The sequence below is a fragment of the Nostoc sp. genome, assembly GCF_036917535.1.
Taxonomy (GTDB): domain Bacteria; phylum Cyanobacteriota; class Cyanobacteriia; order Cyanobacteriales; family Nostocaceae; genus Nostoc.
Genome location: NZ_JBALDA010000039.1, coordinates 1 through 15,329 on the forward strand (window position 1 = coordinate 1; position 15,329 = coordinate 15,329).

18 protein-coding genes, 1 tRNA gene and 3 pseudogenes are annotated in these 15,329 nt (G+C 40.2%); 10 read left to right on the plus strand and 12 right to left on the minus strand.

Going from position 1 to position 15,329, the window contains the following annotated elements; translation table 11 throughout:
- From V7K56_RS13535 to V7K56_RS13545, 3 genes are all read right to left on the minus strand, one after another.
- On the minus strand, positions 1 to 460 hold a 460-nt coding region (locus V7K56_RS13535), incomplete at its 3' end, for a hypothetical protein (protein WP_334911213.1).
- Position 461: 1 nt separating this feature from the next.
- Positions 462 to 821 (minus strand): DUF5615 family PIN-like protein, encoded by a 360-nt coding sequence (locus V7K56_RS13540; RefSeq protein ID WP_334911215.1) that lies wholly within the window; start codon positions 819 to 821, stop codon positions 462 to 464.
- Positions 814 to 1,242: a DUF433 domain-containing protein gene (locus tag V7K56_RS13545; protein ID WP_334911217.1), complete on the minus strand. Its 429-nt coding sequence runs from the start codon at positions 1,240 to 1,242 to the stop codon at positions 814 to 816. Before V7K56_RS13545 ends, V7K56_RS13540 begins: the two co-directional genes overlap by 8 nt.
- A 176-nt stretch (positions 1,243 to 1,418) precedes the next feature.
- On the opposite strand from V7K56_RS13545, the gene V7K56_RS13550 reads away from it, so the two are divergent.
- Positions 1,419 to 1,598: a hypothetical protein gene (locus tag V7K56_RS13550; protein ID WP_334911219.1), complete on the plus strand. Its 180-nt coding sequence runs from the start codon at positions 1,419 to 1,421 to the stop codon at positions 1,596 to 1,598.
- A gap of 69 nt (positions 1,599 to 1,667) precedes the next feature.
- Here the strand turns inward: V7K56_RS13550 and V7K56_RS13555 are convergent, their stop codons facing one another.
- Both V7K56_RS13555 and V7K56_RS13560 read right to left on the minus strand, forming a co-directional pair.
- Positions 1,668 to 1,907, minus strand: a complete 240-nt coding sequence (locus V7K56_RS13555) for a PIN domain-containing protein (RefSeq protein ID WP_442940034.1) — start codon at positions 1,905 to 1,907, stop codon at positions 1,668 to 1,670.
- Between the two features lie 311 nt (positions 1,908 to 2,218).
- A complete protein-coding gene (locus V7K56_RS13560; protein WP_334911220.1) occupies positions 2,219 to 3,082 on the minus strand; it encodes an alpha/beta fold hydrolase in 864 nt (287 codons plus the stop codon).
- A gap of 266 nt (positions 3,083 to 3,348) precedes the next feature.
- Here V7K56_RS13560 and V7K56_RS13565 point away from each other — a divergent pair.
- The 5 genes and pseudogenes from V7K56_RS13565 to V7K56_RS13585 all read left to right on the plus strand — a co-directional run.
- A pseudogene (locus tag V7K56_RS13565) lies at positions 3,349 to 3,483 on the plus strand (IS6 family transposase); the annotation flags it as partial.
- 483 nt (positions 3,484 to 3,966) lie between these two features.
- Complete coding sequence (locus V7K56_RS13570) at positions 3,967 to 5,289, plus strand: serine/threonine protein kinase (RefSeq protein ID WP_334911222.1); 1,323 nt, start codon at positions 3,967 to 3,969, stop codon at positions 5,287 to 5,289.
- Positions 5,286 to 6,695, plus strand: a pseudogene (locus V7K56_RS13575) (serine/threonine protein kinase). The gene V7K56_RS13570 and the pseudogene V7K56_RS13575 overlap by 4 nt, the downstream one beginning before the upstream one ends.
- A gap of 570 nt (positions 6,696 to 7,265) precedes the next feature.
- Positions 7,266 to 8,174, plus strand: coding sequence for a TIGR01459 family HAD-type hydrolase (locus tag V7K56_RS13580; RefSeq protein WP_334911224.1), 909 nt, complete (start codon positions 7,266 to 7,268; stop codon positions 8,172 to 8,174).
- Between the two features lie 114 nt (positions 8,175 to 8,288).
- Positions 8,289 to 8,531: pseudogene (locus V7K56_RS13585) on the plus strand (transposase); the annotation flags it as partial.
- Between the two features lie 355 nt (positions 8,532 to 8,886).
- Here V7K56_RS13585 and V7K56_RS13590 read toward each other — a convergent pair.
- Positions 8,887 to 9,165 carry a BrnA antitoxin family protein gene (locus V7K56_RS13590; protein WP_334911226.1) on the minus strand — a complete coding sequence of 93 codons (279 nt, stop codon included), beginning with the start codon at positions 9,163 to 9,165 and terminating at the stop codon, positions 8,887 to 8,889.
- The gene (locus V7K56_RS13595) at positions 9,128 to 9,406 is read right to left on the minus strand and encodes a BrnT family toxin (protein ID WP_334911228.1); all 279 of its coding nucleotides are present in this window, start codon (positions 9,404 to 9,406) and stop codon (positions 9,128 to 9,130) included. Before V7K56_RS13595 ends, V7K56_RS13590 begins: the two co-directional genes overlap by 38 nt.
- Before the next feature lie 133 nt (positions 9,407 to 9,539).
- Here V7K56_RS13595 and V7K56_RS37080 point away from each other — a divergent pair, with 133 nt between their 5' ends.
- Both V7K56_RS37080 and V7K56_RS13600 read left to right on the plus strand, forming a co-directional pair.
- Positions 9,540 to 9,836 (plus strand): hypothetical protein, encoded by a 297-nt coding sequence (locus V7K56_RS37080; RefSeq protein ID WP_442940029.1) that lies wholly within the window; start codon positions 9,540 to 9,542, stop codon positions 9,834 to 9,836.
- 304 nt (positions 9,837 to 10,140) lie between these two features.
- Positions 10,141 to 10,578, plus strand: coding sequence for a hypothetical protein (locus V7K56_RS13600; protein WP_334911230.1), 438 nt, complete (start codon positions 10,141 to 10,143; stop codon positions 10,576 to 10,578).
- Positions 10,579 to 10,660: 82 nt separating this feature from the next.
- Here the strand turns inward: V7K56_RS13600 and V7K56_RS13605 are convergent, their stop codons facing one another.
- The 3 genes from V7K56_RS13605 to V7K56_RS13615 form a co-directional block, all read right to left on the minus strand.
- Entirely contained in the window at positions 10,661 to 10,909 is a 249-nt protein-coding gene (locus V7K56_RS13605; protein WP_334911232.1) for a hypothetical protein, read from the minus strand.
- A 101-nt stretch (positions 10,910 to 11,010) separates the two neighbouring features.
- Positions 11,011 to 11,313, minus strand: coding sequence for a helix-turn-helix domain-containing protein (locus tag V7K56_RS13610; RefSeq protein WP_334911234.1), 303 nt, complete (start codon positions 11,311 to 11,313; stop codon positions 11,011 to 11,013).
- A complete protein-coding gene (locus V7K56_RS13615) occupies positions 11,313 to 11,867 on the minus strand; it encodes a hypothetical protein (RefSeq protein ID WP_334911236.1) in 555 nt (184 codons plus the stop codon). The genes V7K56_RS13610 and V7K56_RS13615 overlap by 1 nt, the downstream gene beginning before the upstream one ends.
- A gap of 172 nt (positions 11,868 to 12,039) precedes the next feature.
- On the opposite strand from V7K56_RS13615, the gene V7K56_RS13620 reads away from it, so the two are divergent.
- Positions 12,040 to 12,201: a ribbon-helix-helix domain-containing protein gene (locus tag V7K56_RS13620; protein ID WP_334911238.1), complete on the plus strand. Its 162-nt coding sequence runs from the start codon at positions 12,040 to 12,042 to the stop codon at positions 12,199 to 12,201.
- Between the two features lie 371 nt (positions 12,202 to 12,572).
- Here V7K56_RS13620 and V7K56_RS13625 read toward each other — a convergent pair.
- A tRNA-Thr gene (locus V7K56_RS13625) sits at positions 12,573 to 12,644 on the minus strand.
- Between the two features lie 33 nt (positions 12,645 to 12,677).
- On the opposite strand from V7K56_RS13625, the gene V7K56_RS13630 reads away from it, so the two are divergent.
- Positions 12,678 to 12,965 carry a DUF3493 domain-containing protein gene (locus V7K56_RS13630; RefSeq protein ID WP_334911240.1) on the plus strand — a complete coding sequence of 96 codons (288 nt, stop codon included), beginning with the start codon at positions 12,678 to 12,680 and terminating at the stop codon, positions 12,963 to 12,965.
- A gap of 353 nt (positions 12,966 to 13,318) precedes the next feature.
- Here the strand turns inward: V7K56_RS13630 and V7K56_RS13635 are convergent, their stop codons facing one another.
- Positions 13,319 to 15,025 (minus strand): DUF1565 domain-containing protein, encoded by a 1,707-nt coding sequence (locus V7K56_RS13635; RefSeq protein ID WP_334911242.1) that lies wholly within the window; start codon positions 15,023 to 15,025, stop codon positions 13,319 to 13,321.
- Positions 15,026 to 15,329: the final 304 nt, after the last annotated feature.

Below are 15,329 nucleotides of genomic sequence, written 5' to 3' on the forward strand. Positions count from 1 at the left end.
TAGCTTTTGCGATCGCGTTTGTTATTTCGGCGTTCGCATTTATAGATTTTGCGTTCGTGTTTGTTATTTCGGCGTTCGTATTTATAGCTTTTGCGATCGCATTTGTTATTTTGGCGTTCGCATTTATAGCTTTTGCGATCGCGTTTGTTATTTCGGCGTTCGCATTTATAGATTTTGCGTTCGTGTTTGTTATTTCGGCGTTCGTATTTATAGCTTTTGCGTTCGCATTTGTTATTTCGGCGTTCGCATTTGTAGCTTTTGCGATCGCAATTGTTATTTCGGCGTTCGCATTTATAGCTTTTGCGATCGCATTTGTAGCTTTTGCGTTCGCGTTTGTTATTTCGGCATTCGCATTTGTAGCTTTTGCAAACGCAATTATTATTTCGGCGTTCGCATTTATAGCTTTTGCGATCGCGTTTGTGATTTTAGCGATCGCAAAGTTCTGTTTTTCAATTGACACGCTATTCTGATCGCCATTGATTTAACCAACGTATTTGCCTAGGCCAGTCTTCTGCTTGAGTTTCTGATAGCAAGCGATCCAATGCTTGAATGAGGTCAGACAAATTCCAACTATTTTGTGCCGCTAGAATAATGCCTCTGTGCTGCGGATACTGAATAACCAAGGACAAGAAATCTTTGATGTTGAAGGTAAAAATACACCGTCCGTTACCTGTGGCTTTCAACAGTTGCATTTCATCGCTAGCATCTTCTAGCATCCATTCATTGGGAGTGCGAGTCACATCATGACCACGAGCAACTAGAGCCGTATGCAATGCTTTAATGGAGGTATCTGCATCTAAATGCAGCAGGAGTTTAGACACCAGCAGTTTCAATCATTTGTTCTGTAGCGATCGCTTCATCAATCTCGGTACGATGGGCAGTGTAAAAACCCAGTGCGTCATTGATCTGAGCTTCAGTTATACCATACTGTTGGACAATTTGCTCGCAAGACCAGCCCCACTGATGAGCAGCAATCGCTAGAGTTTGCACTCGAATTCCTGTACCACTAACAACGGGAACTTTTTGGCCACTGCTTCCAATGCGATAGCTAATCAAGGGAAAGGAGGGGTCGTTCAGTTGATGGCGAAGAGAGGCAACTTTTTCTGCTACTGCCCACAAAATAAATTGATCGAGGGAAATTCCTTGGCTAGTTGCCCATTGCTCTATCTCTTGCTGTAGTTGAACAGGTAAATTGACCAAGTAGGAAGGCATTTGCTGAAGCTCAATGAATTGACTTTTCATTACTTGCTTTATTCTAAGCGATCGCCCCGTAGCAGTTTCAAATTATCGTTTGTGATTTTGGCGATGCCTGGGTTGAGCTACTCCAACGCATTTATCGATTTGGAGAATGCAATTGTAATTTTAGCGATGCCTGGGTTGGGCTACGTCAACGCATTTATAAATTTGGCGAGCCTGTGGTGGGCTACGCCAACGCATTTATAGATTTGGCGATCGCATTTGTTATTTGGGCGTTTGCATTTATAGATTTGGCGATCGCAATTATAGTGATTCTCGCTTGGATGCAGCACATTTTTGACCTCTTTCCAAACCTCTCTCCTTTTAGGAGAGAGGCTTTGAATCTTACTCCCCAACGCTAGTAGGGAAGGGGTTGGGGGTTAGGTCTGTACCGCACTCAAGCAGAAACCGCTATATTCTTTAGGCGATCGCTATATCTCCCAATCCTCAATCAACAAGTTATTAATGCGTTGGAATTCTCTAGTGTTATGGGTGATGAGGGTTAAGTTATTTGTCAGGGTGATGGCGGCAATTTGTAAGTCATACGCGCCAATGGGAGTACCTAATACTTCTAGTTGAGAGCGAATTGTTCCAAATGTCGTTGCCGCTAAATCGTCAAAGGGTAGTGATGTAAATTGGGCTAAAAATTGTTGTTGTAAAGTAATACCAATTTAAAAAAATAATGCGACAGATACACATCTCCAAAACCTTGTCCTGTCTAAATTCTTAGTGCCTAAACTCTCTTTTTTGAGCTTTATGAGTAAATACATCATCAAACCGTTGACACCATCTTTCAAAGCATGGAGGCATGGCAGCAGGTGTGGTTTCTTTCATCAGCTTTTTTAACATGAAAGCTATACTAGTTCAGCATTATACTCTTTTTTACTCTTAACTTTTGTCTAAGTCTCGTTAGAAATTTTTAGAAAACTTTAAGATCAAATAGTCCATAATGGCTCACGACTCTTTAGGAAAATTGAGCCGTCTAAAGAAAGTTAATCAAAATATTATTAACAATCTCAGGTTGTTCATAATGAGGAACATGACGAGCTTCATTAATCGCATAAAAATTAACATTTGGGATAGCTTTTTTAACTTTTTCACTCATCATAAAAGGGATAGTTTTATCTTGTTTTCCCCAAATTAATAAAACTGGATATTGTTTGTCTCCAAGACTGTTATATATTTCTGAAAACTTATTAAAAGACATTTGCCTATATGTTGATATAATTGCTTGTTTGAAGCCTTTATATTTCAACTGTTCAAGAAATCTATTTTTGTATTCAAGAAATTTTTCTGGTCTATAAAAATCATCATAAATAGTTGATAAAAAGATTTTTTCTCCCAATAAAAACATTAAAATATCACCTAAAATAGGACTATACAGAATCCTTGATATAAGTGATTGATTTTGAAAAAAACAAGCAGGATCGATTAAACAAAGTTTACGTACCATAGAAAAGTGTCGATGGGTAAAAATAGCAGCAATATCTCCTCCCATCGAAAGTCCTATCAAATCTACTGGTTGATTAATTTCTAAAGCTGCTAATAGATTTAGTAGTTGTCTATCAAAAAGATCTGCATTATAAATAGTATTTGGTCTGTCAGAATAGCCTCGACCGTATAAATCATAACGTAAAACTAGAAAGCCAGCCTCTACTAATGCAGCAATTGTTGAATCCCAAATAAAGTATGGAGTAGAAAAGCCATGTATAAGTACTACAGGTTGTTTATTATTTTCTCCTGCCAACTCATAATGAACTACTCCGTCTGAAAGTTTGATAAAGCTACCATCTATGTTGGCGCGTATTTTATCATCTAAAGTTTTTAGTTGTTTTAGAAATCTCACTCTTAGTAAATCCGGTTGAAAATCACATCTATATCCTTAATTATAAATATATTTTGTTAGTTGCAACAATTCTCTAACTCTTTTGGTTGTGTTGCAAAAACTAGTACAGCACGGCGGAAATAAACATACCATTTCAAATGGCGCAAGGGCTTGGAATACAATTCTTTTGACTTTTGACTTTTGACTTTTGACTTCCGCCTTGCGGTACTAGGGCAAGTCTAGTAGAAATGTGGTTGTAGCAGTCTTGTAACAAAGTTAGCCGGTTAATGAACCGCAAAGAACCATTTAAATGGCGTCATTTTCAATCCGAGAGTATTCTGTTATGTGTGCGGTGGTATCTGCGATATCCACTTTCGTGTCGGCATCTCGAAGAAATGATGGGAGAGCGAGGACTATTGGTGTCTGTTTTCAGACGTTCTGTTGGGGATGAAATACAGAAAATAATTGATACCCTTGATGATTGTTTACTAGATATTAGTTCTGGTTCTGAGCTTGAAGAGGAAGATCCACAAGATTGAGTCCCCCTTATTATTCGCGATAAAGTCTCGCGAATGATTTTCCTTTCTTTATTTTTGTATAATTGGGATGCTCCCTTGTCCAATACCTCTGTGTTAAGGCTTTTTAGAGCAAAACTTTGATACAGGTTTCTTTACGACTCTGGGATTAACAATAGTTGTGGCGACTGGCGTGAGACGGTGCTAGATGCAAGGTAAAATATATTGCAGCTTCACACAGCATTCTCCTCATCTCTTTAATCCCTCAATCTTTTACAACTCCGTAGAAGTCCAATATTTGAAAGAATGCGAAATCTCTCATTTTCCCTTTGTAGTTTTGAGGAAATTCAACTATAACAAGTTGCAAAGGTAAAAACTCGGAGTGGGCAAATGGCAGGTCAAAGCCTCAATGACTTTTCCAAACAAATTTTTCAAGAACGCTACGAAATTCAGCAACAATTAGGTAAAAAAGCAGGAAGACGTACTCTGTTAGCTCGTGACATTCAAACTGAGCAATTAGTTATTATCAAGCTACTAACCTTTAGTAATGATTTTGCTTGGGAAGATTTAAAGCTATTTGAACGAGAAGCCGAAACCCTTAAAGCAGTTGAACATCCTGCCATTCCTCGTTATATCGACTACTTCGAGTTAGAGCCATCTAACGCTAAAGGTTATGCCCTTGTCCAGAGCTTTGTAGAAGGTCAATCTCTGGAAGAAGATATGAAAACTGGGCGGATTTTTACAGAAACTGAAGTCAAAGAAATTGCTACAGCACTGTTAAATATCCTAATTTATCTACACGGGCGACAGCCTCCAGTTATTCACCGCGACATTAAACCTAGCAATATTATTTTGGCAGAGCGTTCTGGTAATAGTGTTAAACAGATTTACTTAGTAGATTTTGGTTCTGTACAAACCTTAGCAGCCAAAGCAGGTAAGACAGTAACGGTTGTCGGGACTTACGGCTATATGCCCCCAGAACAATTTGGTGGCTATGCAACGCCTGCTTCTGATCTCTACAGTCTTGGTGCTACTCTAATTGCTTTAGCGACAGGTATTCATCCCGCCGATTTACCTCAGAAAGATTTGCGAATTGCATTTCAAGACTTAGTTAAACTTAGTCCGGGATTGGTAGGTTGGTTGCAATGGCTAACACAACCCAGTCTAGAGCAACGTTTAACATCTGCCTCAATTGCCTTAAAAGCCTTGGAAACAGGTCTGTTGCCAATCAATGAACTAACTGTGGTGAATCCTCCCAAACCAGTGAACATCAGGGATTTATTGTGGAATGCTATTTGGCGTAGCACCTTCACTGGAGGCTTAGTTGTAGCAGGTTCTGCTGCTATTTATGGCACAGTCATGATTCCAGGATACGGCAGCATTGCAGGACTACAATTTGGTGCATCAATTGGTTTTCCCATTGCGTTGATTAATGGATTTTTAGTCAGCATGATTACGCGGTTATTCTTCTTCCCGCTAAAAAATGCCCATTTGCATCGACGCACAATTGGCTTTATCAGCACTACATTTGGGATGGCTGCTGCTTTATTTGGATTCAGCCTGCTGTTTCATGGTTCTTTTTCTGATTGGTCAAATGTCACTAGCCTATTTTTAGTGATTGCACCTTCTGTTATCACTGGGTTAGGTATGGGAGTAGCTAGCAAATTTATTGCTCAGTGGTATGAAAAGCAATATAGGTTATTAAATAAATGAACAGTGAAATATTTCATCAACGTTATCAAGTCCAAAGAGAATTAGGAAGACAAACCGGAAGACGAACTTTTCTAGCTTTGGATTTGTATTCCTCACAACAGGTAGTAATAAAAATCTTGTACTTGGGGCAAGATTTCGACTGGCAAGACTTAAAGTTATTTCAACGGGAAGCGGAAACTTTAAAAGCGCTTGATTATCCTGCTATCCCGCGCTATTTAGATTACTTTGAGCTAGATACGCCCGATGATAAAGGTTTTGGGTTAGTACAAACTTATGTCGCGGCAAAATCTTTAGAGGAACATTTACAAGCAGGACGAACATTTAGTGAAGCAGAGGTCAAAGAATTAGCGCGATCGCTCCTGACAATTCTCTGCTATTTACACCAACAGCAACCGTCTGTAATTCATTGAGATATTAAACCCAGCAATATCCTACTCACAAATCGTTCTGGTAATAGTGTTGGTCAGATTTACCTTGTAGATTTTGGCTCTGTGCAAACTCTAGCTGCTCAAGAAGGCGGCACAATTACTGTAGTAGGTACTTATGGCTATATGCCTCCAGAGCAATTTGGCGGTAGGGTAACTCCTGCTTGTGACCTCTATAGCTTGGGTGCAACTTTAATTTATCTCGTCACAGGATTGCATCCTACAGAATTACCACAGCAGGAGTTACGTATTCAATTCCGACAATCTTGCAATCTCAGTCTAGAATTTGCTGATTGGTTGGAATGGATAACTGAACCAAGTTTAGACCAGAGATTTTCGACAACAGAAGTAGCAATGCAAGCATTAGAAAAGCCCCCTTCTAGAAAGCAGGCAACGCTTGTATTAAAAAAACAGTTAACGCAACCGCTTGGAAGTAAAATTCACTTAATTAAAACCTCTAAAAGTCTAGAAATTATCTTGCCACCTAAAGGATTTAGCATTGGCTTAATTATGCTTATCTCCTTGCTCACACCTTTGGCATTGGGTTTTAATTTTTTGACATTTAGGCTGGGACCAACTTCTCCATTATTCAACATAATTGCCTCTTGCATTCAAAATAGTGCGCTCGCTTTTCTTTTGATTGCCTTGCTTTGGGGAGTATGCAAACGTACTCGTATAAGAATTGACTCTGAGCAGTTAGCGGTCAGGCATGAGTTTCTAGGAATTAAAAAGCTTGTTTATCCCCCAGCATTCCGCAAAAATATATCTGTATCGAAACTAATCAAATCAAATTCTCATCATTTAAATCCTCAATCTTTATTGCGGATTTCTGCTGGTTCAAGTATTTATTGTCTTAATAAATATACTCATTTCACTGAGGCGGAAATAGAATGGTTAATACAAGAACTCAATGAATGGTTAAATTGTTACAGCAGAATAGAGGCATCAGAAGTCAGAACGGGTTATACTCCGCTACGCTAACAGCAGCCGCTCACTCCGAAAAGTCAGAGCGAAGGTTTCCTCCGTAGACGCGCCAGCGGCTTGCCGCAGGCATCTGAACTTCAAAGGAAAACTGTACAGTGACAAATTAAATGGCGTTGAGACAAATTGGTGTCATCGAATTAAACCTTATCCACTTTAGATTTGCAACAAAGCTGTGTTGATATGGCTTGTGAATTACCTATGCTAGTTCTAAGCAGAAAGCTAGAAAGTGCAAGCTTTACACACTCAACGACATTAATTTGGCACAGCGACAAATAAAAAGTCACTGTAATCTTCTTTAGCAATTGAGTTTTCACAAGTGGACACCAACCTCAGAATTAGGTGTTCAGCCGCCACCCTTTCCACGATTATCATTATTGTAATATTTACTTTCTCGTAGACATACTACATAATTGTCAAAGATCGCGGATGCTTTGAGGCTGACTTGAGAATATTTTTAATTTGTAATTTCATTTGATTTGCATTCTCTCATATCGCTTTTAGTCTAAACTCCAGTAAGACGTGCACTCTTCTTAACTCGTCGAACTTACGTCATGCTAATCCAAAAAAATGGTTGAAATTTTATCTCTAGAGTTTGTCGTCTCGAACAGACCACTGATATTGGTAGACGCTTATGGTGTATTCTGGGGAGGAGAACCCGTTGGCTTGTTCCCTGGTGTCCTTGCAACTTTCCAAAAAATAAAGGAGCAGAACACAACTATCATAATTGTGTCTAATTCAACAAGTTTGACTGAGCGTGAAGTATCAAAATATTCTAAAGCAGGTCTTCATTTAGGGAAACATTACGATCTATTTGTTTCTTCCGGACAAATCACACGAGATGCGATTGTTTCAGGTTGTCTACCTTTTTCAACGCCAAGATATAAATATTGGCTGTATGGTGATCATCATCCTCAATATGGATCGCCGTCGCAAAAATTATTTGAGAACAATTTGTTTTCTGTCACTTCTTCGATAGAAGACGCTGACTTCATATACTGTGGCATTCCCCACAAAAATGGTTGTGATCAGGAGTCTGTAGATCCTTTCCGGGAAGAGATTGAAGCATTGGTCAAAACTGGTCTGGTCATGCTTATAGCTAATCCCGATAAAACCGCTTTGGAGGGTCGTCCATCTCGACCTGTAGTCAGACAAGGGTCTATTGGTGCTCTTTATAAAGAAGCTGGGGGAAAGGTTTGTTATTTTGGGAAACCTTATCCTTTGATCTTTGAATACATTCAGAAGTGGGCAGTTAAACATCTAGGGTTGGAAGCATGGAAAGATGCCATGATTATTGGGGACAATTGTGAGACAGATATTTGTGGTGGGAATCAAGCTGGTATAGACACTGCACTTATTATATGTACTGGACTTGCTACCGAACCAATCTTGACTTTAGGAATAGAGAGATTTTTGGCATCCCTTCCTATGGAGAATCGTCCCAAATTTCTGGTCTCTTCGTTCAGTACTGGAGTTTAGTGAGTCATGAACTTGTAGTACAGCACCACCAATGAAAATTTATTTTCAGATCTGTCCCAAAAATCATTGCTAACAACAGTCTATAGTTATGCTCTGTTTCTAAACTAAACCGATAGAAAAAGTGGCAATTTTACTGATGGAGTGGGAAGGCAATACATTGGAGAAATTGGCAAGACGGATAATGGAATAGTAGTAGTAACAACTCATTTATATGATGGGAGAAAAAGCTTACCATTAGATATAGAGTTATATCAGCACGCCAGTTCTTTAACACAAGGGAAGCAAGACTCAGAATTTGAGAAAAAACCGGAATTAGCTCAGCATTTAGAACGGCTATGTCTTATCGATTCTTCGATTGGTTGACGCTCAACCGTGACGTGTTTACCGCTTATAAAGCCAGTTTAGGCTTTATTTGGGCTTAATTTTTGTCTAAGTCCCGTTAGTTGGAAGATAATTTCATTTTACTTTCATAATCAAAAGTTAATCTAGCGATGCCTGGGTTGGGCTACGCCAACGCATTTGTTATTTCGGGGTTCGCATTTATTATTTTTGTGTTTGCAATTATAGATTTGGCGATGCCTGGGTTGGGCTATGCCAACGCATTTGTTATTTTGGCGATCGCGCTTTTGAGGAAATATTAAGCAACATCCACCCAATATAAATTGTCATCTAATCGGGGGGAAGTTCTGGTATAATACTGAATTTTGAATTGTTATAGTGCTGGCTGTTCGTCGCAGTTTTCGATGTAACGACGTAAAACAGAGTTGATTAAGGTTTTATATTCTCCGCTTTGAGCTTGAAACCACTCTAGTATATCTGGCTCAATCTGTACCAATTGCTGTGCTTGAGGTGCGGGAATTCGGAGAGTAGCTTTCTGAAAAAACTCTTCTGTCAATGGTGGAATGTCAGAGTAGTCAATTTCTTCATCGTTCATTGACTCCAATGCTGTCCAGTTAGTACGAGAGGTATTTCTCAAGTCTTTGTCGCTCATATCGGTTTGCCCTTCGTGCTGAAATGATCCGAATCACATTATTTTTGCGTTCTGTCCAAACTACAACGGCTATACCGTTGCCGAGGAAACCTATACCGAACCAACGGTCTTCTCCGTAATCAAAACGATTATCTAACTCAATTAGCATTGGACTTTCAAACATCTCAGGAACATCGGCGAAATCAATCTCATGTTTGCGAAGATTCTCTAAATTTTTCGCCTCATCCCACTCAAACTGCATGAAAATTTAGACACGCTAATTGAACCATCTCTATTCTCCTGCATAATATCTCAATACGCTCGGTGTTAGAGATAAAAACCTGTGATTTTGCGTAGGTTGGGTTGAGTGATAACGTAGGCGCAATGATTTTGCGATGCCTGGGTTGGGCTACGCCAACGCATTTGTTATTTCGGGATACGCATTTGTTATTTCCGGGTACGCATTTGTTATTTCGGGATACGCATTTGTTATTTCCGGGTACCCATTTGTTATTTTCGGGTACACATTTGTTATTTCCGGGTACCCATTTGTTATTTTCGGGTACGCATTTGTTATTTCGGGGTACGCATTTGTTATTTCGGGGTACGCATTTGTTATTTCGGGGTATGCATTTGTTATTTCGGGGTATGCATTTGTTATTTCGGCGTACCCAATTGCTGATTGTACTTAGAGGATGTTTGAAAAGTCCTCAAGCGTATGTTTCACTACCCTGGCTACCAAGAAACTGCTACCAGAGAATCGGAGTTTTGGGATTTGAGAGTGTACCCCTGAGTCATACTTGAGGCTCAAGCCAACCCTTTTCAAACAACCTCTTATTCTCAAACAACAAATCGATATGAAAAATGAGTAAAAACACAGGCAAACTCGTAATTATTTCGTTGAACTTTTAATGAAATAAATCCACAAAACTACCCATCTCAGGCAAAAGGATACTCCACTATGTTGAAAAAGGAATTATTAAAAAAGGATGTGTTATGTCTTTAAAAACTCGTGGTTCTGCTGCTGTTGACAAAGCCCAACTTCGTCTCGCCTTGCTTAAATCTATTGATGAAAATCTGGATTTAGGACATGGGTTAACTATTGAAGCTTACAGTCACTTAATCAACACTACCCGTGCGATGGTAGAAGCTAATAATACGCTGGTGTCCAATCTGGAAGAATCGCGTAAAACAGTAACCCAGATGGATAAAGCTCTCTGTGAAATGTCTGAACGAATGCTAAGTGGAGTTGCAACTGTTTACGGCAGAAACAGTATAGAGTATTCCAAGGCTGGCGGATCTAATCGCAAACGAAATAAACAATCTAGTTCAAAAGTTACTCCAGTTGTAGCAGTTCTTACTACTCAACCTACTCAAGCTGCAATTGCGAATGGGTCAACTAACGGTAATGGCACAACTCCTTTGCTGCAATAATCCACCTAGTACCGCAAGGCGGAATTCAAAATTCAAAATGACGCTCGCGGACTCGCTAACGCTGCGCTAACAAAATTCAAAATTAAAGAACTTCTGCCTCCTGCCCTCTGCCTCCTGCCTCCTGCCTTCTTGAATTTAAAGCAGTCAAATCTTGTTGCTCTAAAACTACATTGAAAATCAATGTAAAACTCACGTTTGGGATGAGTCGGCGTAAAACTTGTAGATGAGCTTCCGCATCACTACGGCGACGAAAACGAGCTACAACTTGGTTCTGCATATTAGGTAGAAGCCGGATTATACACCAAGGATTGAGCTTTTCAAGATAAGTCATGGTCGCTTTGCTCCAAGTCAAAAGAAAAAGAATAAAAGCCAGCCTACTGTGATGGTGGCTGGCAAGAAATATCATTTTGATATTGAAATTAGATTCAATTTCTACTCACTCTTGTCTGAAAAACACAGCTTCTGCAACAGTTCTTCGGGAATCTCCTCAAAGTGTTCCAGCAAAAAGTTCATCAGCGCCAGGTGGCGTAAATCGGTTGGCATGGGACGGCGGTAGTTTTTGCCTCTAGCAAACCAGCGCCGAACGGTGGAAAGGGAACGAGAGGAAATCTGAGCAATTTCTTCGTAATTCACCTGCCACTTCGAGTAAAACTGCTTGGGAGTCATGCCCAATTGACAGTAACTGTAGAGTTGAATCAAATCTTGCTCTCGCTGCTTGAGTGGATGAGGATTCATCAGTATATATCCTCGCCAATGGGTTCTAAATCCTCTTCCCAAGCAATATCAGCAGATGTCCAAGCCGCACTGGGACTGTCTTTGCTCAACCAAATCAGGTAGCACCAACTCCAGCAGCAGCGATGAGAAGCAAAGCTATAAAATCGACCAATGACAATACCCCAGTCAGTATCGCTTTGAGCAGAGATCCAACGCAAGCGATCGCCATATAAAAATCTGGGTGTCTTGGCTACATCAGGAAAGTTGACAGGAAGCTCAATAGATGCATCTGGATATTTCAGGTTAATCAAACCTGGGACTATATCTTGGTGACAGTGCCGAATGAGATTGAGATAAGCAGCAATCAACTTACCATTGATGCTGTGAGTTAACCCAGATATCAGAATTGCAGCAAGAGTTTCTATTTCTTGCTGCTGGGGTTGTATCCAGGTACTATCAAAGTCAGCATCAGAGTAGTTATTCAGCTTTGCCAGTAATTCTGTGATGCCGAAATCATCTAAAGCTTGTTGATAAGCTCTGTGTTCATCTGTTTTGTAGCTAACAGGCTTTAACATAGGAAATGTCTCCTGTGATAGGGGGGCCAAAAGCCAGCATCCGCCGTGAGAAAGTTGATGGCTGGCTTTTGACTTATCTGTAATTATACATAAAAAAGATGTAATTCTATGTAAAATTATGTTTTTTAATTTATTTAAGTTAAAAACACACTAATTAGCTTATGATGATGACATGGGAAAAGTAACAGTAACTATTTACATGGAAGAAGAAGACAAAGAAGCCCTGCAATTATTGGCCGATGCAGAGGAGCGTTCTTTGTCTCAAATGGCAGTGTTAATTTTGAAACGAGCGATTAAACAAGCTCAGAATGACGGGACAATTTCACCGAAATAATTCGCAATTTGTTAGAGAGGCGATACCTTCTCTACGAGAGGCTACGCCAACGCCAACGCACCCAATGGGTTTTGAAGAGGCGAGTAACGGCTGTGTAATTTCTGGCAGTTTTTGAGGACAGTGCTTACCTAGTTATAAGTTTGCCTTGATTTTTAGCTGTGGCGATGTCTGCGACGGGCTTCGCCTACGCTCCCGAATTAGTAGTAAATACTTGAATTCTTGGCACTGTCACATAATCACCATCATCAGTAATAATTTAGGTTTTATGACAATAATTTGTCACAACGACATCAATGTGTCACCGATCACAGATAATTAGTCACTGTACATGATTTGTGTCAAACTTGACTATTAAACAACACTTTTATCAAAGCCGATGATGGGATTTGAACCCACGACCTGCTGATTACGAATCAGCTGCTCTACCACTGAGCCACATCGGCATACACAATCTCAGACTATAACATGATTTAATTATGGTAGATCAAAATCCCAAAAATCGCCTTAATCCTGAACAGTATGCCAGCCTGAAAGCAGAAATAGCTGCTCCTTATCGCGGCTTCCGACAATTTTTTTACATTGCTTTCGGTGCTTCTGGCTTACTCGGTGCATTCGTCTTTTTCTTCCAAGTGCTTGCCGGACGCAATGTTGAGAGTGCTTTGCCTAGTTTAGCTCTCCAAGTCGGAATAGTTGCTTTAATGGTTTTCCTTTGGCGTTGGGAACAGCGTCGGCAACAACGCCCCAATTCGGGTAAAAAATCCTAATTCCTAAAGAGAGAAATCTTAGTTAGTTAATTTTTGACTACTTTCTTTTAATATATCTTTTCTTCAAATTTACTCATGCTTTTATGAAGATTAAAATATCCAGAAAGAAAAAATAAAAAAATTATTAGTAAATCCCAAAAAGCAAAAATATCTGAGAAAATAGAAATCGTTGAAACGGGGTCAGCCAATATAAAGACCCTGACCATAAACCCAATCACATTCAAATGGGGTCAGCTATATTAAAAGACCCCAACTTTTATGATTAAAAAACCCTAAAATTAAAAAACCACTATATGGGAAGCGCCAGACTGATAATTTATTAGTCTGGCGTTTCCAATTTGCTAACTAGACATTTACTGAACTGTTACCAAATAAGATGAAGGAATTGGTTGGGCACGTCCAGCATTGACAAGTGCCTGGTAAACAAAGGCAGCAACTTCGGCTCTAGTCGATTCACGATTAGGATTGAGTTGCTTGGCTGTAGGATAGTTGATTACTAGTTGCCGTGCAGTTGCGGCGGCAACTGGTGCGATCGCATAATTAGGAATCTGAGCAGCATCGGTGTAAAAGGAAACGACATTTTGATTACTTGCAGTTAAGCCCAAACCATTAGCTAAAGAGACTAACGCCTGCACTCTAGGAATTTGCTGCTGTGGCTTAAAAGTGCCATCGGGATAGCCAGAAACAAATTGACTCTGGTAAGCAGATTGAATGGCAGCGTAAGCCCAGAAATTGCTTGCTACATCCTTAAACTGAATGGCTGCGCGTTTAGTTGGTGGCTTTAAGGCTTTAGTGACAATAGTGGCAAATTGAGCGCGGGTTACAGGTTCATTGGGTTTAAAGCTGCCATCAGGAAAGCCCGCAATAATATTTTGGGAAGCTAAGGCTTCAATGTATGTTTTTGCCCAGTAATTTGCTGGTACATCTTTAAAGACAACAGGCCCTCCAGGCGGTTCAACAGTTGCAGCAACGAAATTTACGGAGCCAAAAATCTTTTTCTGATCAATATCATTGCCAACAGCAGCAATTTGACCAGTTTTAGTGGCATTATTCACATCATAACGAGTGTTATTACGGATAAGATTGCCACCCGGATTTTCGTTGGTGCCAAGGTCGGGTAAAGCGTTGACAGTTGCTACGACTCCATCCCGTTTATTGTTTTGAATGAAATTTTTACGCAATACGGGCTTGGCTGACTCTGAGATAAAAAGACCGTCTTGGTTTTCGAGAATTTGGTTTTCTACAATTAGAGGTGTGGAAGTTCCACCGATCGCAAGACCAAAACCAGTATCCTGAAATAAGTTACTCCGAATTTCTCCTTGAGCAGTCTTAGCAATTGAAATCCCATTGCCTTTGTTTTGCACAAAGAGATTACTTTCAATTTTGGGATTGCCTGTACCCGTTACAAAAACACCTTCTCTGACACTGTTAGTAAAAGTACTGTTTTTGATAATCGGATTAGTTGATTCCACCCACACACCCGTACCCCGGTTATTTGGGTTGGTGACGGTGACACCAGCGATCGTGGTATCTTGCTCGGCAAGGATGGTAATGTCTTGTCTGGCAAAAGTGCGACTAGTGTAGAAGCCTCCACCTGTAATTGATATCGCCTGACCTTTACTAGCTTCATCACCTCGCAGTGTCACCCCTGGTTTAAGTAAAAGCGGGAAGGTTTCACCACTTTCCTGGTTATAGGTACCAGGTGCTAATTGAATCACTGCACCTGCTTGGGCTTGACTGAGAGCGAAACTGATGCTTTTGTAGGGTGCTGCCGAGGTTGCACCAGCACCAGCCCTATCTGCACCAGTTGCTGGATTAACATAAATCGCTGCGACAGTTGCAGGAGCAGTTGCAGGAGCAGTTGCAGGAGCTTGCGCTATGAGATTTTCTGGAGGAGTAGCACCAGCATTAACCTCAGTAGGTAGTAGTATTGACGACCCACTATAAACAACAAGTATTGCCGTTAGCCCGACTCCTACGCGCAAAGTATATCTGAAATGACTGCTGGAAAGAAGGTGAAAATTTTTCGCTAGAGAAATGTAAGAATGCCGATATTTCATTTTTTCCGTCTGTGATGTGCTGAATTACGGTATATCGAACAAGGTTAAAGATAACAGCGTTGTAGCTGCTCTAAAACCCATGCAAAACTATACTGGATGATTAGCACTGATTCAGCTAAATTCCCTAGATAGGTCACAGAACTTATACATTAGTTATATTCTGTTATTCAGAAAATTTTCTTAGGGGCACTATGGGGATGAGGCGATTTTTAGTATTCCCTAAAGCTAGGTGCTGCAACTAATTCTGCTGGAATATGATCGCAGGAAAAGCAAACCTATTGGAAATCGGGAGAAATGCGTTTTT

Coding starts and splice junctions, on each gene's coding strand:
- V7K56_RS13545 (WP_334911217.1), bottom strand. CDS start 1,242: ATGAAAAGTCAATTCATTGAGCTTCAGCAAATGCCTTCCTACTTGGTC.
- V7K56_RS13570 (WP_334911222.1), top strand. CDS start 3,967: ATGGCAGGTCAAAGCCTCAATGACTTTTCCAAACAAATTTTTCAAGAA.
- V7K56_RS13580 (WP_334911224.1), top strand. CDS start 7,266: ATGGTTGAAATTTTATCTCTAGAGTTTGTCGTCTCGAACAGACCACTG.
- V7K56_RS13590 (WP_334911226.1), bottom strand. CDS start 9,165: ATGAGCGACAAAGACTTGAGAAATACCTCTCGTACTAACTGGACAGCA.
- V7K56_RS13595 (WP_334911228.1), bottom strand. CDS start 9,406: ATGCAGTTTGAGTGGGATGAGGCGAAAAATTTAGAGAATCTTCGCAAA.
- V7K56_RS37080 (WP_442940029.1), top strand. CDS start 9,540: ATGCCTGGGTTGGGCTACGCCAACGCATTTGTTATTTCGGGATACGCA.
- V7K56_RS13600 (WP_334911230.1), top strand. CDS start 10,141: ATGTCTTTAAAAACTCGTGGTTCTGCTGCTGTTGACAAAGCCCAACTT.
- V7K56_RS13605 (WP_334911232.1), bottom strand. CDS start 10,909: ATGACTTATCTTGAAAAGCTCAATCCTTGGTGTATAATCCGGCTTCTA.
- V7K56_RS13610 (WP_334911234.1), bottom strand. CDS start 11,313: ATGAATCCTCATCCACTCAAGCAGCGAGAGCAAGATTTGATTCAACTC.
- V7K56_RS13615 (WP_334911236.1), bottom strand. CDS start 11,867: ATGTTAAAGCCTGTTAGCTACAAAACAGATGAACACAGAGCTTATCAA.
- V7K56_RS13620 (WP_334911238.1), top strand. CDS start 12,040: ATGGGAAAAGTAACAGTAACTATTTACATGGAAGAAGAAGACAAAGAA.
- V7K56_RS13630 (WP_334911240.1), top strand. CDS start 12,678: ATGGTAGATCAAAATCCCAAAAATCGCCTTAATCCTGAACAGTATGCC.
- V7K56_RS13635 (WP_334911242.1), bottom strand. CDS start 15,025: ATGAAATATCGGCATTCTTACATTTCTCTAGCGAAAAATTTTCACCTT.